Here is a 21,478-nt window from a genome sequence, read left to right as displayed (position 1 = left end):
AATGGCTCAGCTGATCAAATTGCAGGACTACATCTCTCGTTATGAAACGAATATGTACCGATATCCGGGACAGTTCATTCGAGCAAAAAAACAGCATTGGCAGACAATGAGAAAGAGGTGGGGGGAGCAGCTACTAGCGCTAGAGCAGCCTGAAGACGAACCAGAGGAACAAGGCGGGGGCTCAAAGTGGAGGCAATTGTTCCAAAGAAAAAACGAAGAAGTCCAGGACTATTTCCCACCTGACGTACCGCCTGTTTCGTTACTAGATGAAAAACAAAGGTTTCTGGATGAAATTTATACTTTTCAACTGAAATGGGCAACGTCAACTTTATGGGAAAAGTCGTTTATGAATGCTGATTACAAGCAAGACAGAAGTTTGAAATACTTTTTACAACGTTTTCCTGATATCTTTTTCATCATGTATGAGCCTATCGTCAAAATCAAGCAGGCACCGTTAGAAATAAACACCATAGTTATAGGTCCATTAGGAATAGAAATCATACATAGGATAGAAGCCCCTGCAGGAGCTGTAATTGTAGCAGAAGACAATAAAACCTGGGCGATAGAAGGAAGCGCCAAAACGAACTTCATTAGTCCATTGATAGCTTTAAATCGAAGTGAAACCTACGTGAAAAGTGTCCTGGCTAAATATGGAATAGATTTTCCCTATAAGAAGGTAATTCTTGCTCCAGAAAATGATTTTAGCTCACCTGTTGAACGTTACCATACCGATTATATCGGCAAAAAGGAATATCCGGACTGGTTCGAAGAAAAGCGAAGGTTGCGCGCTCCATTGAAACATCAGCAGTTAAAGGCAGCGGAAGCATTGGTGAAGCACAGTCAGACTAGTTCGATTAAACGGCCGGAGTGGGATCAGGAAGAAGAAGCCTTCTTTAGATAGTTTGCTTTTTGGGCAGGGTGTTGAATTACTTTATATTCCGATTCCTATTATTATAGTATAATAGACTCACACCCATGTCTTGTCGGGATTAGGGAGGAAACACATGTATATTGTCATTGTTAATCCGATAGCGGGTTATGGCAGTGCCTTGAAACGATTCCAAAAAATCCAGCGGGATGTTTCCTTTAAAAACAATCAATGCCGCACCTTTTTTACCGAATATAAAGGGCATGCGGAAGAGATTGCAGCGCAGATTGCGGAGATATATAAGGAACAGGTTAAAACAGTGATTGTCATCGGAGGCGACGGAACCTTTCATGAAGTAATGAATGGGCTGAATGCATACCCGCAAATTCCCATGGCTTTCATTCCTGCTGGATCAGGGAATGACTTTGCCCGTGGCGCTGGGATTCCAAACGATCCCCTGAATAGCTTTAAACACATCATACGTGCTCCCAGGAAGCTTACCTTTTTGCCAGGTACTTATCAACTCAAGCTCTCGCCACGGAAAAGGAAGTTTTTTATGAATAGCATTGGGATCGGCTTCGACGCTGCTGTTGCAAATAAAGCGGAAGGTTCCCTGCTCAAGCGTTTTTTTAATCGCATCAGAATTGGTTCCCTAAGCTATGTTACAGCTTTATTGGCAGTTTTACCAAAATATGAAGCCCTTCCAATCATGGTGAAGGTTGATGGGAATGTCGTACACGATACACGCGCTTTAATGGTGACTGTCGCCAATCATCCCTATTATGGGGGCGGAATGAAAATTGCACCGCAAGCGAGTCTAAAAGATGAATTATATTCGATAATTATTATAGAGAGGATTGCGAAGTGGAAGATTCTGCTTTTGTTTATTACGGTGTTTTTTGGGAAACACACATCTTTAAGGGAAGTAAAAGAGTATAAAGGCAAATCAATTATCATAGAATCAGTTGCGAAAATACCGGTACAAATTGATGGGGAAACGACTACAACCCGGCGTTGTCGAATAGAGAAGGCAGCTCAAAGGCGGACAATATACTACTAAACACGCAGTACGTCATTCTTGAAATCGACCGGGAGAATAAGATATTCTATAAAACGTGTATAAGAGTACAGGAAATAACTTGTACTGGCTACATAAAGAAAATCATGTATACTTATAATACCGCTTATGGCACGGCAATACTTAAAGATTTGAGGAATTGAAGGTGAAACGCTTGGAACATATACTTGGAGAAGAATGGACCATCATACCAGCAGGCGGCTCAACTGGTGAGGCCTATTATGCACAAAATAATAATAAACGTCTATTCTTAAAGCGGAATTCTTCACCTTTCCTGGCTGTGTTGTCAGCAGAAGGGATCGTTCCTAAGCTGGTATGGACGAAACGGTTAGAAAATGGGGATGTGATCACTGCTCAAGAATGGCTGGAAGGCCGTGAACTGAAGCAGGAGGAGATGAAGCATCCGCGTGTGGCTAAGTTATTAAGTAAAATACATCATTCCTCCGAATTGTTAGATATGCTGATGCGAATCAGCAAGCACCCATTACTTCCTGAGGATATATTAGAAGACATTAAAGAAAATGAGCGGCTTTTTACAAATATTGATCCGTGGAAACAAATATATATTGCCATCAACTATTTGGAATCGAAACTTGATGAAGTGAGAGCGGCTAAGCATGTTGTATGTCACTGCGATATGAATCATAATAATTGGATGTTATCAAGAGATGATCAGCTTTATCTGATTGACTGGGATAATGCCATGGTAGCTGATCCTGCAATGGACCTGGGAATGCTTTTGCATTGGTATATTCCTAAAGAGGATTGGAAACCTTGGTTAGAAAGGTATGGCGTGGAAGATACAGAGAATCTTTATACACGGATGACCTGGTATGCAGTTGCTCAATCACTTACTTTTATCCAATGGCACCGGATGAGGGGAGATGTGGAAGAAGCCGCTCAGCGAACAGAATCGCTGATGCAGCTGATGGTCAATCATGGGATCTGGAATCCTTGATTTGTTCAATGGCACTTGCCCACTGTTGCAGGTTAGCTTGATTACTATAAATATGTTCGGTTAATTGATCATCTGAATAATTTTGCTGACTATATTCACTAATGCCGGATAAATGGTGCTGAAGATTTTCAACTGATGGGTCAGCCAATTTGGTCTGCAGCGATTGTACCAGACGGGCAATCTGCTGACATTCAGCCGTTGTGCCGCAGCCATCTTCGCTTTGTTCAGTCAGTAAGTCATATAATATATTTAATTGGTCGTTGGTCGTCAATGGCATATTATTCATCCTTTTTACTATTAGCCTGCAGCCAAAAAGATGTTTCTATACAAAAAACTTGGGAATCCTGAAAGGAAACCCAAGTTTTTTCTGTATTTTATCATGATGTCAGGTTTGGTTTATTAGGCTTGTGGTGCATACTTGATTTGTTTCTTCCGCACTTCTGGATTGACAAGTTGAGTCAGTTTTTCAAATGGATATATGAAAAGTGCATATCCAGTGAAAAGTACAGAAAATACAGCGATAACGCTCATCTCAATCATACTGGTCAGTAATTTCATTAGTAAATACTCACTCCATGTCTGTAGTTTGAATCATATGATATTTATCTTATATCAGTAAGCGCTTACAGCCCAACTGTATCATTTTATGGTTTAAGAGCATCTGAACGGATGAGTAGACACGAGAAGTATATATCTATGGTATAGGTAAATATAAGGGGCTAAATGATGATATCCTCCGTTTTTCTGTATATTTGTTAAAAACTTTTCTCCTGCAAGGTTTTCATGATAAAGTTTAAACGATAGAGGAGGAATAAAATCATGCGTTTACGTAATAAACCTTGGGCTGATGATTTTTTGCAAGAAAATGAAGCAATCGTTGTGCAGGAGCCCTTTGCACACAAGAACAGTTGGCAGAACCTGTTCCTTCAACACCAGCCACTGCACCTGGAAATCGGGACAGGAAAAGGGCAGTTTATTGCCGGTATGGGAAATCAGCATCCTGAAATCAATTTTGTTGGGATTGAGCGCGTCAAAAGTGTCATCGTCGGTGCCGTAAAGAAGGTGTTGGAGGCAGAGACAGAAAATGTCCGGTTAGTTAATGAAAACGCCAGAGACCTGCGTGATATGTTTGGAGAAAATGAAGTGGACCATCTTTATCTGAACTTTTCTGATCCTTGGCCCAAAACAAAACATGAAAAGCGCCGTTTAACGTATCATACTTTTTTAGAACAGTACCAGTCGATATTGAAACCTGATGGAGAAATTACTTTGAAAACAGATAACCAAAAGCTGTTTGAATATTCTCTGGTCAGTTTTTCCCACTTTGGTATGCAAATAGAAGAGGTACAACTTGACCTTCATGAATACAGTGACCCACTAAATGTTCCGACTGAATATGAAGAAAAGTTTTCTGGAAAAGGCCAGCCTATCTATCGTTGCCGTGTTTCCTTTAAAGGGTGATAGCGTTTCCAAACCTTCTTTCTGTTATGATACACTTGATAGTGTAAGCAAAAGGAGGGGAACAGATGGAAACATTACAAGTAGGACGAGCGAAGTTGACTTGGCTGAATGGAGGAGTGACTCATTTAGACGGGGGGGCGATGTTCGGTGTCGTACCGCGCCCTTTATGGACAAAAAAGTATCCGGTGAACGACAAAAATCAAATTGAACTCCGATCGGATCCGATTCTTTTGGAAGTGGACGGGCGCAGGTTCCTGATTGATTCCGGGATAGGTAAAGATAAATTTTCTGAGAAGCAAATCAGGAACTTTGGTGTCCTGGAAGAATCAAACCTTGATGCTTCCCTGCAAGAGCTTGGTTTATCAACGAAGGATATTGATACAGTTCTGATGACACATCTTCATTTTGATCATGCAAGTGGATTGTCACGGTGGAAAGATGGAGAGTTGGTTTCCACTTTTCCTGCAGCACAGATTATCACTTCTGAAATCGAGTGGAATGAAATGCGCCACCCTAATATGCGTTCAGCTAATACGTATTGGGAAGATAACTGGAAACCGGTGGAGTCCCAGGTACATACGTTCAAAAAAGAAAAAGAATTACTGCCAGGGTTAAAAATGATTCATACAGGTGGGCACAGTGATGGTCATTCCATCATTGTGTTTGAAGATGGAGAAGAACAATTCATCCACATGGCTGATATTATGCCGACCCATGGCCATCAAAATCCATTATGGGTGCTTGCCTATGATGATTACCCCGTTACGTCGGTTCATGAGAAAGAAAAGTGGATGACATACGGATATGAACGTAAAGCGTGGTACACCTTTTATCATGATGCCTACTACCGGGCAATTAGATTTAATGAAGATGGAAAGAAAATAGATGAGGTAGAACGACACCGTTATTCCTATAAAAAATAAACAAAAGCCGTGCCTGTATGAGATCCAGGCACGGCTTTTGTTCATCCAGCTCCGACGCACAGGACGTGGCGCTTTCATCGGCCAGCGCCTACCCCCTCGAGGTCTTAAGCCAATCCTCTCTGTGACCAAGAACGTCACGCCGAGGCTTGTCTTAAGCTTGGCGGAGGCCTGCAGGATGCAGGTCAGTTCGATGTTGGCACAGGACGTGCCGTTTTTAATCGAACGTCACTACTAGCAAGGCGCTTGCGCTTTTGTTCTTTAATTTGCTTCTGCAACATCAACGATGGTACCGGTTTGGGCATCGATGAAGAATTCGTATTGGGATGTTTCCCCATCTTGACTCTTCGATACGCCTCCACGATAAACTTCATATTCCATTCCGTTTTTTGTTAGTTCTTCCGGTTTCATGTAAATCCATGATCCGCTGATCGGACCTTGTTTTTTAAATGCTTCTTTTGCGATTTTTAATGCTTTTTCAGGTGTTACTCCTTGTTTATTGAAGACTTGTTCCTTTACTACATAGCCGGCTAATGCACCAGCGCCTGCAGCAATTGCGACTTTTTTCCAATCCATCACTATTCACCTCAATAAGTAATCTTTCCCATTAGTATACTAAATGTTGCGGACAATGAAAACTAAAAGCAGTTTGAAAAGTAGAAAGTAGTCGGAAGTTTCGGTAAAATAGTAATTATATTGGAAAGGGGTTAGGTACATAATGAATCAAGAGACGCAAGCGTTATTCAAGACTTTGACGGAACTTCCTGGAGCACCCGGGAATGAGCACATGGTACGTCAGTTTATGAAATCAGAACTTGAAAAATACTCCGATGAAATCATACAGGATGGGTTAGGTGGAGTTTTTGGTGTCAAAAATGGTGAAGGACCGAAAGTGATGGTAGCCGGCCACATGGATGAAGTAGGGTTCATGGTGACACAAATCACTAAAAATGGAATGATCCGCTTCCAGACGCTTGGCGGGTGGTGGAACCAGGTGATGCTGGCACAGCGCGTACAAGTGATCACGGAAAATGGACCAGTCATTGGGGTCATCGGTTCTATCCCTCCTCACAATCTTACACCTGAACAAAGAAAGAAGCCGATGGATGTCAAGAATATGCTGATTGATATCGGAGCCGATGATGAAGAGGATGTTAAACGCATCGGTGTTAAGCCAGGCCAACAGATTGTACCTATCTGTCCATTCACACCAATGGCTAACGAGAAGAAAGTACTTGCTAAAGCCTGGGACAACCGCTATGGTTGTGGTCTGTCCGTAGAATTGTTAAAAGAATTGGCTGGTGAAAGCGTACCGAATCAGCTGTATTCAGGGGCTACGGTACAGGAAGAAGTCGGGCTCCGCGGCGCACAGACTGCAGCCAATATGATAAAGCCAGACATTTTTTACGCCCTTGATGCGTCTCCTGCCAATGATATGAGTGGAGATGAGAAAGAGTTTGGCCAGCTTGGTAAAGGGGCATTACTGCGTATTTTTGACCGAAGTATGGTCACCCACCGTGGAATCCGCGATTTCATTCTGGACACAGCCGAAAGCAACGATATCCCATATCAATATTTCATCTCTCAAGGTGGAACGGATGCTGGAAGAGTCCATATATCGAATGATGGAGTCCCTTCAGCGGTTGTTGGAATTTGTTCCCGATATATCCATACGTCATCGTCTATTATTCATGTAGATGATTATGCCGCGGCTAAGGAATTATTGGTGAAATTAGTTAAATCCACCGACCAAAATGCAGTGGAACAAATCCGAAATAACGGATAAACTAAATAATGATTCAATTTTGAAACACGCAGGCCAATCGCCTGTGTGTTTTTAGTACTTTGAAAAAGTTTAACTCTCTTAAAGGATTGAAGTATAAGAAAAGTCTATGGCTTTCTCCATAAGTTGTTGGTGACAAGCTGAGTTTTTTAATGTAAGCTGTCTGGTGGTTATTTACCATAGACCTGAACGGTTGGTATGTTGTATAGTGAAAAGAAGTAATTGTTCGATAGAAAGGTGAATAGAATGGTTCGTATATATATCGGCTCTCAAAATCCTACCAAAATTAATTCTGTTAAGGAAGTCTTTACAGAATTTGAAGTTGATGGGGTGGACGTAGAATCAAAAGTTTCTGCACAACCTTTTTCCGATGAAGAGACACAAGAAGGAGCCATTAACAGGGCAAGAGAATGTGCTAACATGAGGAAAGGCGTCATGGGACTTGGCCTGGAAGGCGGAGTCATGGAGATTGAAGATGACCTCTATTTATGTAATTGGGGCGCTCTTGTAGATGAAAAGGAAAATCTTTATCTTGCAAGTGGGGCAAGGATTCCATTGCCCGAAGAAATCAAGTTGGAATTGGAAAAGGGCAGAGAACTTGGCGATGTAATGGATGATTATGCAGATAAACGAGAAGTAAGAAGAAATGAAGGAGCCATAGGGATTTTTACAAATTCCATGGTGGAACGGAAAGATATGTTTGTTCACATTACCCAACTATTGAAAGGTCAATATGAATTTGACAGGAAGTTTCGATAACACTGCTAATAAAGAGCCTAAGACTACCATTGAAAAATTATAGCACGTTAAAAAACCCGGACAATGTAGACAAATTGTCCGGGTTTTTCGCATGGATTAAACTCATTTCGATTTATTCATAAACATATTGCAATACTTCCATAGCCTGATCGATAGTTTCTACGGTAACATCCGCTTTATTTGTTAATTCTTTCAAAGGATGGATCAACGAGTCGGGACGTACGATGATTGTCGGTTTATTAAGATGGATGGCGGCGCTTGCATCCATAGCAGTGTTCCACTGCTTATATTTTTCACCGAACAACGCGATAACCACATCAGATTTCTGCATCAGTACTTGTGTTCGAAAGTTGTTGATAGAGGAAGCGGCATCATCTTTGTAGAAATTTCCTGGCTGCTTGCCCAGAATATCTTCCCCTATATCATCAGAGCGGTCATGGTTTTCCTGGGGGCCCACAAACGTAAGGGGCAAGTCTTTTTCTTTCGCTTTTTGCTTAACTTCATTTCTCCAATCATCATGGATTTGTCCAGCTAGATAGACAGTCAGTTCCATAACTAAATTCCTCCCATTCATTTCCTGAAGTTCCTACAATTCTATTATGGACAAATCATATGGTCCTGTCCATTGAGAGGGAATGCCATGAAATGGAACTTGTCATCACTCTGAAGAATAGTATCATGAAAGTAAAAGAGAAAGTATCAGGAGGAATAAATCCATGAAAAAGAGGGGTATAGGTTTTACGCTGGCTTTCTTTACTTTGATGCTGACTGGGTGCAGTATGCTTCTATCTGAAGAAGATGCCATCGCAGATACACGTGAAACCGCTGAAACTAGTTTCAATCAAAACGAGATGGAAACAAATCATGAGGCGGATTCATTTCCATTATATCTTCCCGAAAGCATGAAAGTATCCGAAGAGTCACAGAGCAATTTGATTCTGAAAGAGGGGGAGCAGACGTTCATCTTATTTTATAATCCAAAAGAAGAAAGGACCAGTAAGCTGAACTATGAAGCAGCTTCTGAAAAAGATGAGCACTTACTATTGGAATCATTTGAAAATGAGGAGCGGTTTGGTTATGTAAGAGTTCTTCCCGCAAATGAAGAAGAAGAGTACGAGCTTCAAGTTGGAGTTGGTGGTGTGAAGGTCACTACATTCAGTAAAAAGGATTCGATAAAAAAAGATACTGAAAAAATGATGAAGATAGCCAACTCAATCGCTTATTAATAGCAAGCCCTTGGCCGTAATAATCGGCCGGGGGATTTTTTTACTATGCTGGTGTCTTTACACTTGTAATATTATTTTGTAAAATAAAATGGCTGCTATGATGGGGAGGGTTTATGATGAAAAAGTTTTTTAAGCGAAAGGGAGTCACACTAAGTGCGAGGGATTATTTTGTAACGGCCCTTAGTTTTATGGCATTAGGGCTATTTTCATCATTGATTATTGGATTGATCATTAAAACATTGGGTGAACAACTCCATTTCTGGCCTATGTTGTCTGCTTCTTTCATTGAAATGGGCGAGTTTGCGATGGATGTGAAAATATGGGGCGGGGCGATCGGTATAGCCATTGCATACGGTTTGAAAGCTCCCCCGCTTGTGATGTTTGCTGCTTTATTCAGCGGCGCATTTGGTGCAGAACTTGGCGGACCTGCTGGCAGCTACGTGACAGCATTGATTGCCACTGAGATTGGGAAATTAATCAGTAAGGAAACGCGAATAGATATTATATTAACCCCATTCTTAACGATAGCTGCAGGGTTTTTGGTTGGCTCGTTCATAGGTCCGCCTATTGGTAATTTCATGTTCTGGTTCGGAGAGGTCATCAAATGGGCGACGAACCAACAACCATTTATTATGGGGATGATTGTTGCAGTATTGTTAGGAATAGCTCTGACTGCGCCGATTTCCAGTCTTGCGATTACCTTGATGTTATCGTTAGATGGTATTGCAGCAGGTGCTGCGACTGTAGGCGGTGCTGCTCAGATGATTGGTTTCGCCGCAATTAGTTACCGTGATAACGGATTTGGCGGCGTGCTGGCTCAAGGTGTAGGAACCTCGATGCTTCAAGTAGCCAATATTATTAAAAAGCCGATTATACTAATACCTCCTACAATTGCTGGTGCAGTTCTTGCTCCATTAGCCACTGTGTGGTTAAAAATGGAAAATAACCCAATGGGTGCAGGTATGGGTACCAGTGGCTTTGTTGGTCAAATCATGACTTTTGAATCGATGGGCTTCAGCTGGGATATATTTTGGATCATACTTTTTCTCCATGTTATTGCTCCTGCAATAATAAGTTTATTGATTGCCGAATGGTTCCGAAAAAAAGGCTGGATACAGCAAGGGGATATGAAAATCAATTATGAATAAGCAATGCAGAAATCGAGCTGATTGTTTGTGAGGGGAAAGAGGAATTAAATTCATTTATTTACAATGACCTGAGCAACCAATATCTAATTATAGGCAAAGCTGTGTTAGGATGAAACCGGAGGTGTAAACATGGAACAATTGAAGTCAGAAGAACAATTTCATGAGTATCGTAACCATGATAAAGTAATCATGTTATTTTCAGCGGACTGGTGTCCTGACTGCAGGTTTATCGAACCGTTTCTTCCTGAGCTCGAAGAAAAATATAAGGATTACACGTTTCTCTATGTAGATCGTGATGAATTCCTGGATATTTGCGTGGACTATGGCGTACTAGGTATCCCAAGTTTTGTTGCATTTGATAAAGGGGTGGAAATTGGCCGTTTTGTCAGTAAGCAAAGGAAAACAAAAGAGGAGATTGAAACATTCATTGACGGATTACAAAAATAATCGGAAACTGCGCAATTGTTGAAGCGCAGTTTTTTTATGCTAAAATAGACGAAGTAATTGATTTCTCTCCATACATAAAGGAGGAAATGGTATGAAAATGACGAGTATCAAAATGAAACGGAAACTTGAGGAACGATTGCATTCGGAAGAGTGGCGAACTTCTTTTAATCGTGATAAAGATACTTTCCGGATAGAATGGAAAGAATCAGGCCAAGGAATAACTGTTACCTTGCCTAATGTTATTTCCAAGTGGGAAAACCGAGGCGAAGATGCCTTGGATGAGCTGGAAGAGCATATAAAAGAAGCATTGCGGATTATGAATGAAAAACATCATCTCGAAGGGAAGGAACGGCATATCTTCCCTGTAATAAGAGCTGGATCTTTTCCAACGGAAACTTCCTCTGGAAAGAAACTTGTCTATATGGAGCATACGGCAGAAACAAGGATTTATTACGCTTTAGACCTAGGGAAATCATATCAGTTAATTGATGAAGAGATGCTGGAAAGAGAAGGATGGTCAACAGACCGGATAAAAGAAATTGCTGGCTTCAATGTGCGTTCATTGTCTGTAGAAATGTCCAAAGATAAAGTATACGGAAACACGTTCTATTTCTTGTCCACAAAAGATGGGTATGATGCCAGCCGAGTGTTAAATGAAGCTTTATTGGAAGAGATGAAAGCAAATGCAAAAGGGGAATTAGCACTGAGTATTCCGCATCAGGATGTACTCATATTCGCCGATATTGAAAATCCTGCCGGCTATGATATTTTGGCTCAAATGGCAATGAAGTTCTTTGCGGAAGGAAGAACGCCAGTCACTTCATTATCCTTTTTATATGAAGATAAAACACTGGAACCAATCTTCATTCTAGCTCAAAATAAACCTAAAGATGAAGGAAAGGACGAGTAGACATGTTTGTATTTTATAATCCTAAAGGAATTGGAGATGTATTGGTTTTCCCTCTTAAAGATGGGGATCGCAACTTTATTAAGGAAGAGCACCATGGTGATGTAGTGAAAATTGCTGATCAACGGGATGGCAGTCTGTTAGGTTACAATATTTTCAACCTGTCTAATTATATGAATTTAGCTGAACACGGGAAAATCAGACTGACAGAAGCTATGTTGGAAGATATTAAAGCGATTTTTGAAAAAAATGACCTAGGCGATAAGTTGGATTTAGATTTGTCTCCTAAATTTGTGGTCGGCTATGTAGAAGAAAAAGGGCCTCATGAAAATGCAGATAAATTAAGTGTCTGCCAGGTAGATGTGGGAGAGGAAAAACTTCAAATCGTCTGTGGCGCCCCCAATGTCGATAGCGGCCAGAAAGTAGTAGTGGCCAAGGTAGGCGCAGTCATGCCAAGCGGTATGAAAATAAAGCCTGCTAAATTAAGAGGGATAGATTCCAGTGGAATGATATGTTCTGCAAAAGAATTAGGTATACCTGATGCCCCGAAAGAAAAAGGGATTCTTGTATTGGAAGATAAGTATGAAATTGGCCAGGAGTTTGACCTGTAAACCACCTTTAGGATGACTGTAGCCCTATTTTTGGGCTGCAGTCTTATTTTTATCTAAAAAACAACCTGTATGAATGAAAAACCTGTTAAAATAGTAAGTAAAACCTTTGTTAAGAAGAGAGTGATAATATGTGGGATCAGATGAAGAAGAAACTTAAAGATATGTTCAACAGCGAGACATCTGAACAGCCGATGCAGGTTGACGACACGTATAAACATAAAGAAAATAATGACCCCTATGTAAAAACAAAAATGGCATATAAATACCCGAAACAAGGTGAATTTCGTTTTCCGGTAATTCCGGATCATCGAACTACGAACCAGGAGCAGAGAAATCGTCGTCCTGCAAAAACTTATGGTGAAGATTACATGGAGAAGAAAACCGTGGAAAGAAGTTCTGGAAATAGATCTGAAAAGGAAAGCTATCAGGCTCAAAAAAACTATCAGACACAGAACGACTATCAATCCCAAACCAAGTATCAATCCAATACCAACTACCTAGCAAAAAATGAGTACCCATCCCATCTACATAAGAGCCAATCGAGCCGCAGTGATAGAAGCTACACAAAAGAAGCAAGTAAGGAAGAATTTAATAAAATTCCTTTTCAACCTACAGAAGTTCCTTCGCCCATTTATGGATACCATCGTAGAGGAGAAAAAAAGCAAATCATCGAGGATTTAACTACTGCCGAAGAGGATCAGCGACCACAAGCGGAAAGTCTATCGGAATTATTGGCAAGATATCGCGAAGACGCCTCCTCTCATTCTTCACCGAAGGAGATTGTCTCTTCGCTTGAAACGATTCCTGTAGAAGTTAATACAGAGGAAAAAGAGCAAGAGGTTATGGAGGAGAAAGAGGATAACCTTGCAGACGATGCAGAAAATGTCCTCACAAAAGACGAGGCGTTAAACGAAGAAGTTGTAACCTCCCAACAGCCTGAACCTTCACCGGTTGAGGATGCGCAGTCTTATATAGCCGCAACTGTAGAAGCGAGTACAGAAGTAGAAAAAGTCGAGCTGGATGAGGGAAGGGTAGGTCAGGTACCAGAAATATTGGAAGAAACAGAAGTTGAGGAATCGGAGGTAGTGGAAACAAATCCGGAATTGGGACAATCGTATGACGAAGCTGAAACGGTAGAAGCGGTGGAAGACCATGCAGAAGATGTTGAGCAAGAGGGAGAAACAGATAAACAGCCTGAAAATCTGCAGAAAACTGATAAAGAACCCGCCGAACCGATAACTGCTCCAGAAGAAAATAAAACGGCTAAGCAGAAGAGCCAGTCTGAACCTGAGAATCCCGCTGCTAATACAGTTAATACAAAAAAACAGGCACCTGGTAAAAGTCAAGATAGTAAAAATGAATCAAAGAAGAGCGGTAATAGTGTGCCATTTAATGTTATTATGACGCCTCGTGACAAAAGAAACCGGACTGCAAATCATAAGTCCGAAAGCGCTGTTAAAAAAGTAGAAGAGGCGAAAGATACTAACCAGTCTATCACTTATCATAAGCCTCCCCTCCACTTATTAGATGACGCTGTAGAAAAATCCAGTCACAACGATGAGCGGATCAGGGAGCAGATGGAGTTATTGGAGACTACACTCAATCATTTTCATGTGCGGGCAAAGGTCGTCAATGCCATGCGTGGACCTTCTGTCACAAGATTTGAAGTTCAGCCAGAACCAGGTGTGAAGGTGAGTAAAATTACCAATCTCGCTGACGACATTAAATTGAGCATGGCAGCAAAAGCGATACGTATCGAGGCACCGATACCGGGAAAACAGGCGGTAGGAATTGAAATACCTAATGAAAAATCCGATATAGTAGGGTTGCAGGAGATTTTTGAATCTGCGAGTTTTAAGGAGAGCCCGTCACCTTTGACCGTAGCTTTAGGGTTAGATATCGGGGGGACTCCAATGGTGACTAACTTGCAAAAAATGCCGCATGGCCTTATTGCAGGAGCTACGGGATCCGGTAAAAGTGTCTGTATTAACACCATTTTGGTAAGCCTGCTTTACAAGGCCCACCATGAAGATGTCAAATTTCTATTGATAGATCCTAAGATGGTGGAATTGGCGCCGTACAATGAGCTCCCACATTTGGTTTCCCCCGTGATTACGGACGTCAAAGCAGCTACTAAGGCACTTAAATGGGCAGTCAAAGAAATGGATGATCGCTATGAAAAATTCGTCAAAGAGGGCGTAAGGGACGTCGAACGTTTCAACCAAAAAATGATGAAACAAAACCGTGCTAATGAAAAAATGCCATATCTTGTAGTAGTAATTGATGAGCTGGCTGATTTAATGATGGTGTCTCCGCAGGATGTAGAGGATGCCATTTGCCGTTTAGCTCAAAAGGCACGCGCTTGTGGCATTCATTTACTGGTTGCGACACAGCGGCCTTCCGTTGATGTAATTACCGGGCTTATTAAAGCGAATATCCCGACCCGGATCGCTTTCAGTGTATCGTCTCAAGTAGACTCTCGAACGATCATCGATACAGCAGGTGCAGAAAAATTGCTTGGTAAGGGCGATATGCTGTTTGTTGAAAATGGTTCTGGACAGTCAGTAAGGATTCAGGGAGCGTTCGTTTCGGATGATGAAATTGAACGTATTACGGGTTTTGTAAAGAAATCCGCTCCTCCTAATTATTTGTTTGAACAAGAGGAACTGATGATGCAGACTGCACAGGAAGCCGGGGAGCAGGATGAACTCTTTGAGGAAGCAGTATCTTTTGTGATCGAGCATAATGGAGCCAGTGCATCGATGCTGCAAAGAAGGTTTAAAGTAGGCTATAACAGAGCGGCACGGCTGATCGATCACATGGAAGAATACGGAATCATCTCTGAACAAAAAGGAAGTAAACCAAGAGATATATTATTGACAAGAGAGCAAGTGGAAGAACTATTTCACTCTCAAGAGTCATCAGAAGTATATTGACGAGCAGAGCCATTTCCTTTGCCATTTATTTGGCTGGGGATGGCTTTATTTTATGGTTTCAGAAATGGCTTGTGTTAGTCATGCAGATTTTATATGATTAGAGATGAATGATTTTATTCGGAAAAGGATTCTTTGTTATATAAGGAGCAAAATTATGAAGGAAATCACACGTAAGTTAAATGGCGAGATTGATCGGCTGACAAATAAGACATTCAAGTTTGATGAACGAGTGAAGGAAGGCTGGTTTTCTGCCGTCTATTTTTTGAAAACAAAAGAAATAGTGAAAGAAAATCTGGAAGACAATCATGTGACGATGCAGTTTTTCCAAAAGAATGATGCGGTTTTATGTGGTACGGACGAAGTGATTGCCCTGATCCACAAGTTCGCTGACAATCCGGAAGAGTTGGAAATCTACTCTCTTAAGGATGGCGATAAAATCAGCCCATTTGAGACAGTGATGACTATCTCGGGCCCTTATCAAAATTTTGGCTACCTTGAAGGGATTATTGATGGAATTTTTGCCCGGCGGACATCTGTAGCTACGAATGTATATAATGTGGTGAAAGCTGCCCGAACCAGTGGCAAGCAGAAACCGATCATCTTTATGGGAGATCGGGATGATCATTATACCCAGCAAGCTGGGGATGGATATGCATCCTTTATTGGGGGCTCGACCGCCCAGGCTACACATGCGATGAATGAGTGGTGGGGGAAAGAAGGCATGGGAACAATGCCGCATGCGCTCATTCAAATGTTCAAGGGTGATGTTGTAGCTGCAACGAAGGCCTATCATCAACAATTTCCTGAAGATGAACTGATGGCGCTTGTTGATTATAATAATGATGTCATTTCCGACTCCCTGAAAGTGGCACGGGAATTTGGGGACGATTTGAAAGCAGTACGTGTAGATACTTCTCGCAGTATGGTGGATAAATATTTCTTGCGGAATCAGCATTTAATGGGGACATTCGACCCTCGAGGAGTAAATCCGGAGCTGATTTTCGCTTTAAGAAGAACCTTGGATAAAGAAGGTTTCGACCATGTCAAAATTGTAGTGAGCGGTGGGTTTACAGAAGATAGAATCAAGATGTTCGAAGAATTGAAAGTCCCTGTAGATATGTATGGGGTCGGCGGCAGTCTTTTAAAAATCGATATCGGCTTCACGGGAGACAATGTATTGCTGAATGGAAAGCCTGAAGCTAAAGAAGGGCGTCGTTATCATCCGAATCCAAGATTAGAAAAAGTTCCATATCATCCCCAAACTATAGAGGATTACAACGAATAGTATATGGAGAAGGCTTACATATAGTGTAAGTCTTCTTTTCTATTTTACTTCTCTTCCTAATCTGATTTTATTTTTGGAGCCGGACTAATGTGTAACATTTTAGGGATAAATTGTACGGGGGGATAGGCTATTACCAAAAGTGCCTGGCGAAAAGCCTATTATTAAAATATACTTTGTTTTTACTTCCTGTTATTCCATGCTAAAATAGGGAAGTATAAAAATAGCCGGGCTCTTAATATGGCAAATGCTATTTGTTTTACAACAGCCTGGCAACCATTTCGAAAATCGCAACTTTTAGTATGATACATATACTAAGGAAAAGTGCACTAATTTTGGAGGTACTTGTTTATGACGACTTACCATTTCATTGGTATCAAAGGGACTGGAATGAGTGCCCTGGCGCAAATTTTGCATGACTCGGGCGAACATGTGCAAGGGTCCGATGTTGACAAACGTTTTTTCACACAAGAAGTATTGGAAGCTAAAAATATAAAGATATTGCCTTTTTCGAAAGATAATATCCATGATGGCTTAACGATTATTGCCGGTAATGCTTTTGCTGACGATCATGAGGAAATTATAGCTGCTAAGGAACAAGGTCTTCCTTATTTCCGTTACCACGACTTTCTAGGTGAATGGCTTCAAAAATATACAAGCATTGCGGTGACAGGAGCCCATGGGAAAACCTCGACTACTGGGTTGTTAGCCCATGTACTTTCAGAAAATTACCCAACTTCCTATTTGATTGGTGATGGCACTGGGAAAGGGCATAGAGACAGTCTTTATTTTGCCTTTGAAGCTTGTGAATATCGGCGTCACTTTCTTTCCTACCATCCGGATTATGCCATTATGACAAATATTGATTTTGACCATCCTGACTATTTCACAAGTATCGAGGATGTATTCCAGGCGTTTCAGGATATGGCCAAACAGGTGAAAAAAGGGATTATTGCCTGTGGAGACGATGAACATTTACAGCATATCCAGGCAAATGTTCCAGTCCTATATTATGGTATTGGAGAATCGAATGATTTTCAGGCACAGAATATTCAAGAGAGCCATGAGGGCACGTCTTTTGATGTATTTGTAAGAAATACCTACTATGACACCTTTTTAATACCAGGATATGGAAATCACCATGTGCTTAATGCTTTGAGTGTTATAGCTTTATGCCATTATGAAGGCATGACCGCGGAACAAATTAAAAAAATGAGTTCGTTTGCGGGGGTTAAACGTCGATTTACAGAAAAACAATTAGGTGATCAAGTGTTGGTAGATGATTATGCGCATCACCCAATCGAAATTTCAGCCACCATCGAATCGGCGCGTAAAAAGTATCCGGAAAGAGATGTAGTAGCGATTTTTCAGCCGCATACATTCACCAGAACGAAAACCTTCCTGAAAGAATTTGCCGAAAGTTTGAAAGAAGCCGATGCCATTTATCTTTGTGATATTTTTGGCTCTGCCAGGGAGGAAAACGGTAATTTGACTATTCAGGATTTGCAGGATCTGATTCCGGAATCAAATCTACTGATGGCAGAAAATACGGATGTCCTAAAAGAATATAATCACAGTGTATTGGTTTTCATGGGTGCCGGTGACATTCAAAAGTACCAGCAGGCATATGAATTACAGTTGAATAATTAAATTAGGAGAGGCTGCATTTTCAAGAGTTTGAACACCAGCAGATGCTGGAAGGCACTCTTGAAACAGCTTCTTTTGTTTTTATCGGTACTTAAGAAAAAATTTTTTACAGATTCAGACGAAAAAAAAGGATATTCCAAGATTTAAAACGAATAATACAGTAATAGAAGATGGTTCCCTATATCCACGTTTAGCAATAATCAAGCCAGGGTACTTACTAAAACATGATAAATACATAACAAAAGGAGTGAGCAGGGGGAATGGAAATTCTATTATACATTGCTGCACTCATTGCAGCTGTAGCTTTTGCAGTATTGGTGATCTACCTCAGTATCACCTTGAAATCAGTTTCCAGGACAATGAACAACGTAGCAGATACTCTAGAAGGTGTCGAGGAACAGATGGAAGGAATCACCCTTGAAACGACAGCGCTATTGAATAAAACCAATAAATTGGCGGAGGATGTAGGAGAAAAATCACAGAAACTCAATTCATTGGTAGACGGCGTTAAAGGAATCGGGGATTCTGTTCAGGAATTCAACCAGTCTATCCGATCCGTTTCAAGAAGTTTAACATCATCAAAGATCAATGATGATGATTCCGCAGCTCAGGCGATGAGGTGGGGACAGGTAGCCATCAATCTGTATAAAAAATATAAAAAAGAAGATGGAAGAAAAAACAAGGGAGGAATTTAACGATGAGTGAAAACAAGAACCAAAACCAAACAAACGGCAGAGATTTTCTGGTAGGATCTTTAATCGGCGGAGTTGTAGGTGCTGTAGTGGCACTGTTATTCGCTCCTAAAGCTGGACGCGAATTCCGTGATGATATTAATCAAGGATCGAATTACTTGAAGGATCGTGCCGGTGAGTGGAAGGACGTTGCATCTGAAAAAAGTGGGGAATGGAAAGAGCGCGCTGTTGAATCTTCTTCCCAGCTGTCCAAAAACTTCTCAGAAAAATCGCAGGAGTTTGGCACAAAATTTAAGGACTCAACAAAAGTGATCAGCGATAAAGTCCGCAATATCCGAGGCCAGGATGATGCAGAAGCAGAAGAAGCTGCTCAGGAAGTCGCTGAAGCCATTGAAGAAGCTGCAGAAGAGCTGGAAAAACAGCAGGAAGCAACCACTTCAAGCAACGCAAAATAAATAAAATGACGAGGCTGCTAATAGTCTCGTCATTTTCATGTCTATCATTGAGGAGGAATGAACATGAGTATACAAGTATTAAAAAACGAAGAGGAATTTAATCAGTTAGTACAAGAAAATAAAGATTTCTATTTACTAAAACACAGTTTGACTTGCCCAGTCAGCACGTTTGTAAAAACACAATTTGAAAAATTTAATAATAAAACAGAAATACCATGCTACATGCTTCATGTACAGGAAGCTCGTCCATTATCCAATAAGATTGCTGAGGGCTATGGTATCCGCCATGAGTCGCCTCAGGCATTGTTATTTCACGGTAAGGAAGTAGTCTGGCATGATTCCCACGGAGCCGTAACGGAAGAGGCCCTAGAGGAAAGCACACAAAAGCTCTCTTGATTTTTCATTTAATTGACTATATAGATTATCAAATAAAGCTCCCTTTTGCTGAAGACTCAGTTTCGAGATAAGTTGTTTCCGTTACGGTAGTAACCGTTTGGAGTCCGGGAAATCAGTTGCTTTCCATGGGCGTACGGTGAGCTTATGTGTATTAGTGACTTGAAACATCTACAAAGAAAAGCGTACTTGTGGAACAGAAAGTACCAATCAATTTAGCATTGTAATAGGATACTCTTCACAAAATAGGGCTGGAACGATTTCGATTATCTTATATGGCAAGGGGCGTGGGGGAACGGGGAGACTCCTACGGGAAAAGAGTTCCAGGTGAGACCCCGCAGAGCGTTAGCTCGAGGAGGCTCAACGAACTCCCGTGGAAAGCGACTCGTTCCCCCACGCCCCGTTCTTCCAGCCAATATATCAAAATCAAGTCTTCGACTTTTCGGCTTTTTAAGTGAATAGGCCTCTTTTTTATAATCAAATATAAGAAATCGGGATATTCGCAACTGAAAGCGATTACATAATTGTTTTGTTTGAACATTTAAAAATTCTTCTGGATTTTATCGCTTTAAAGGGGTGACAAGAAGAGTTAAGTCATATATAATGTTCCGTAATTATCATTTAAAATTATTGTTTTTTTTCAGCAAGTAAAACGGAATGGAGGCTTTTATTATGAGTAATGAGCAACTAGATCAATTACGTGATGAGCTGGATCGAGTGAATTTGGAGATTTTAGATCTTATAAATAAAAGGGGAGAACTCGTCCAGGAAATCGGGCAAGTTAAAACTACCCAGGGGGTCAATCGGTTTGACCCGGTCCGTGAGCGGAAAATGCTGGATCAAATCCAGGAACATAATAAAGGACCTTTTGAAACTTCCACGATTCAACAATTGTTCAAAGAAATCTTTAAGGCCAGTCTCGAACTGCAGGAAGATGACCATAGGAAAGCACTATTGGTTTCCAGAAAGAAAAAAGCTGAAGATACGATTATCGATATCAACGGTGAAAAAATCGGTGATGGCAATCCGCACTTTATCATGGGACCTTGTGCAGTAGAAAGCTATGAGCAAGTAGCTGCTGTTGCTGAAGCTGTTAAGAAACAAGGGTTGAAAATATTACGAGGTGGAGCCTTCAAACCTAGAACTTCTCCTTATGACTTCCAAGGTCTTGGATTAGAAGGCTTAAAGATTTTGAAGCGGGTAGCTGATGAATATGATTTAGCAGTGATTAGTGAGATAGTGAACCCTGCAGACGTATATAAGGCAGTCGATTACGTTGATATTATTCAAATCGGTGCCCGGAACATGCAGAACTTTGAACTCCTGAAAGCTGCAGGTTCAGTAGATAAGCCAGTATTACTGAAACGAGGCATGTCCGCCACTATTTCAGAATTCATTAATGCGGCAGAGTACATCATTTCCCGTAGTAATGCTAATATCATGCTTTGTGAACGTGGAATCCGTACCTACGAGAAAGCAACTAGGAATACATTAGATATATCTGCAGTACCAATCCTGAAGCAAGAAACGCATTTACCGGTAATGGTGGACGTTACCCACTCCACCGGCCGACGCGACTTATTGCTGCCGGCAGCTAAAGCTGCTTTGGCCATTGGGGCAGACGGTGTAATGGCAGAAGTGCACCCTGACCCTGCTGTGGCACTTTCTGACTCAGCCCAACAGATGGATATTGACATGTTCCATTCCTTCATGGAAGAACTGACTAAATAGCTAGTGATCAAGTAGGGAGAACCGGACTGAGGCTCAGTCCGGTTCCTTTTGTTTTTGTCCCTATTCATAATTTTGCCACCTTGTGGAAAACTGAGCGAAGAATCTTGTTGAATTGGTTACTTTGTAATTTTATAAAGTTCATTTTTAGGGTATGATTTGTATAGGGATTATTCTGT

At 41.2% G+C, this 21,478-nt stretch carries 23 protein-coding genes; 19 read left to right on the top strand and 4 right to left on the bottom strand.

The annotated features are described in order from the left end of the window. Position 1: 1 nt before the first annotated feature. The 3 genes from FHS45_RS15175 to FHS45_RS15165 all read left to right on the top strand — a co-directional run bounded on the left by FHS45_RS15175 (position 2) and on the right by FHS45_RS15165 (position 2,904). Entirely contained in the window at positions 2–901 is a 900-nt protein-coding gene (locus FHS45_RS15175; protein WP_062447450.1) for a hypothetical protein, read from the top strand. A 103-nt stretch (positions 902–1,004) separates the two neighbouring features. After that, on the top strand, positions 1,005–1,928 hold the full coding sequence (locus FHS45_RS15170) for a diacylglycerol/lipid kinase family protein (protein ID WP_062447448.1): 924 nt from the start codon (positions 1,005–1,007) through the stop codon (positions 1,926–1,928). Positions 1,929–2,100: 172 nt separating this feature from the next. Then, positions 2,101–2,904 carry a phosphotransferase family protein gene (locus FHS45_RS15165; RefSeq protein ID WP_062447445.1) on the top strand — a complete coding sequence of 268 codons (804 nt, stop codon included), beginning with the start codon at positions 2,101–2,103 and terminating at the stop codon, positions 2,902–2,904. On the opposite strand, the gene FHS45_RS15160 is transcribed toward FHS45_RS15165, so the two are convergent. After that, complete coding sequence (locus tag FHS45_RS15160) at positions 2,879–3,181, bottom strand: YtzH-like family protein (RefSeq protein WP_062447442.1); 303 nt, start codon at positions 3,179–3,181, stop codon at positions 2,879–2,881. The genes FHS45_RS15165 and FHS45_RS15160 overlap by 26 nt on opposite strands. A 122-nt stretch (positions 3,182–3,303) precedes the next feature. Next, positions 3,304–3,462 (bottom strand): hypothetical protein, encoded by a 159-nt coding sequence (locus FHS45_RS15155; protein WP_166761426.1) that lies wholly within the window; start codon positions 3,460–3,462, stop codon positions 3,304–3,306. A 261-nt stretch (positions 3,463–3,723) separates the two neighbouring features. Between FHS45_RS15155 and trmB the strand changes: the two genes are divergently transcribed. Beyond that, positions 3,724–4,365: a tRNA (guanosine(46)-N7)-methyltransferase TrmB gene (gene trmB / locus FHS45_RS15150; RefSeq protein WP_062447439.1), complete on the top strand. Its 642-nt coding sequence runs from the start codon at positions 3,724–3,726 to the stop codon at positions 4,363–4,365. A 65-nt stretch (positions 4,366–4,430) separates the two neighbouring features. Further along, on the top strand, positions 4,431–5,288 hold the full coding sequence (locus FHS45_RS15145) for a YtnP family quorum-quenching lactonase (RefSeq protein ID WP_062447436.1): 858 nt from the start codon (positions 4,431–4,433) through the stop codon (positions 5,286–5,288). A 258-nt stretch (positions 5,289–5,546) separates the two neighbouring features. Here the strand turns inward: FHS45_RS15145 and FHS45_RS15140 are convergent, their stop codons facing one another. Then, complete coding sequence (locus tag FHS45_RS15140; RefSeq protein WP_062447434.1) at positions 5,547–5,861, bottom strand: PepSY domain-containing protein; 315 nt, start codon at positions 5,859–5,861, stop codon at positions 5,547–5,549. 142 nt (positions 5,862–6,003) lie between these two features. Between FHS45_RS15140 and FHS45_RS15135 the strand changes: the two genes are divergently transcribed. Together FHS45_RS15135 and FHS45_RS15130 are read left to right on the top strand one after the other, a co-directional pair. Continuing rightward, a complete protein-coding gene (locus tag FHS45_RS15135) occupies positions 6,004–7,071 on the top strand; it encodes a M42 family metallopeptidase (protein WP_062447431.1) in 1,068 nt (355 codons plus the stop codon). 243 nt (positions 7,072–7,314) lie between these two features. Then, positions 7,315–7,827 (top strand): DUF84 family protein, encoded by a 513-nt coding sequence (locus FHS45_RS15130; RefSeq protein WP_062447428.1) that lies wholly within the window; start codon positions 7,315–7,317, stop codon positions 7,825–7,827. A gap of 112 nt (positions 7,828–7,939) precedes the next feature. Here the strand turns inward: FHS45_RS15130 and FHS45_RS15125 are convergent, their stop codons facing one another. Beyond that, positions 7,940–8,380 carry a YtoQ family protein gene (locus FHS45_RS15125; RefSeq protein WP_062447425.1) on the bottom strand — a complete coding sequence of 147 codons (441 nt, stop codon included), beginning with the start codon at positions 8,378–8,380 and terminating at the stop codon, positions 7,940–7,942. Positions 8,381–8,543: 163 nt separating this feature from the next. Between FHS45_RS15125 and FHS45_RS15120 the strand changes: the two genes are divergently transcribed. From FHS45_RS15120 to FHS45_RS15065, 12 genes are all read left to right on the top strand, one after another. Further along, positions 8,544–9,053, top strand: coding sequence for a hypothetical protein (locus tag FHS45_RS15120; protein ID WP_062447422.1), 510 nt, complete (start codon positions 8,544–8,546; stop codon positions 9,051–9,053). Positions 9,054–9,169: 116 nt separating this feature from the next. Next, on the top strand, positions 9,170–10,201 hold the full coding sequence (locus FHS45_RS15115) for a PTS sugar transporter subunit IIC (RefSeq protein ID WP_062447419.1): 1,032 nt from the start codon (positions 9,170–9,172) through the stop codon (positions 10,199–10,201). A gap of 129 nt (positions 10,202–10,330) precedes the next feature. Beyond that, positions 10,331–10,648: a thioredoxin family protein gene (locus FHS45_RS15110; protein ID WP_062447416.1), complete on the top strand. Its 318-nt coding sequence runs from the start codon at positions 10,331–10,333 to the stop codon at positions 10,646–10,648. Positions 10,649–10,739: 91 nt separating this feature from the next. Then, positions 10,740–11,558, top strand: coding sequence for a DUF1444 domain-containing protein (locus FHS45_RS15105; protein ID WP_062447413.1), 819 nt, complete (start codon positions 10,740–10,742; stop codon positions 11,556–11,558). Between the two features lie 2 nt (positions 11,559–11,560). After that, entirely contained in the window at positions 11,561–12,166 is a 606-nt protein-coding gene (ytpR, locus tag FHS45_RS15100) for a YtpR family tRNA-binding protein (protein ID WP_062447411.1), read from the top strand. Positions 12,167–12,306: 140 nt separating this feature from the next. Then, complete coding sequence (locus tag FHS45_RS15095) at positions 12,307–15,102, top strand: DNA translocase FtsK (protein WP_229717894.1); 2,796 nt, start codon at positions 12,307–12,309, stop codon at positions 15,100–15,102. Between the two features lie 154 nt (positions 15,103–15,256). After that, positions 15,257–16,387 (top strand): nicotinate phosphoribosyltransferase, encoded by a 1,131-nt coding sequence (locus FHS45_RS15090; protein WP_062447405.1) that lies wholly within the window; start codon positions 15,257–15,259, stop codon positions 16,385–16,387. Between the two features lie 348 nt (positions 16,388–16,735). Beyond that, positions 16,736–18,034: a UDP-N-acetylmuramate--L-alanine ligase gene (gene murC / locus FHS45_RS15085; protein WP_062447402.1), complete on the top strand. Its 1,299-nt coding sequence runs from the start codon at positions 16,736–16,738 to the stop codon at positions 18,032–18,034. 257 nt (positions 18,035–18,291) lie between these two features. Further along, positions 18,292–18,726, top strand: a complete 435-nt coding sequence (locus FHS45_RS15080; protein WP_062447399.1) for a DUF948 domain-containing protein — start codon at positions 18,292–18,294, stop codon at positions 18,724–18,726. Between the two features lie 2 nt (positions 18,727–18,728). Beyond that, entirely contained in the window at positions 18,729–19,178 is a 450-nt protein-coding gene (locus tag FHS45_RS15075; protein ID WP_062447396.1) for a YtxH domain-containing protein, read from the top strand. A 63-nt stretch (positions 19,179–19,241) separates the two neighbouring features. Beyond that, positions 19,242–19,574, top strand: coding sequence for a bacillithiol system redox-active protein YtxJ (ytxJ, locus tag FHS45_RS15070; protein ID WP_062447394.1), 333 nt, complete (start codon positions 19,242–19,244; stop codon positions 19,572–19,574). Between the two features lie 669 nt (positions 19,575–20,243). Continuing rightward, the gene (locus FHS45_RS15065) at positions 20,244–21,302 is read left to right on the top strand and encodes a bifunctional 3-deoxy-7-phosphoheptulonate synthase/chorismate mutase (RefSeq protein ID WP_062447388.1); all 1,059 of its coding nucleotides are present in this window, start codon (positions 20,244–20,246) and stop codon (positions 21,300–21,302) included. The last annotated feature ends 176 nt before the right edge of the window (positions 21,303–21,478 follow it).

Source organism: Thalassobacillus devorans (assembly GCF_011761345.1).
In the GTDB taxonomy this organism is placed as follows: domain Bacteria; phylum Bacillota; class Bacilli; order Bacillales; family Halobacillaceae; genus Thalassobacillus; species Thalassobacillus devorans.
This window is presented reverse-complemented; position numbering and strand designations above follow the sequence as displayed.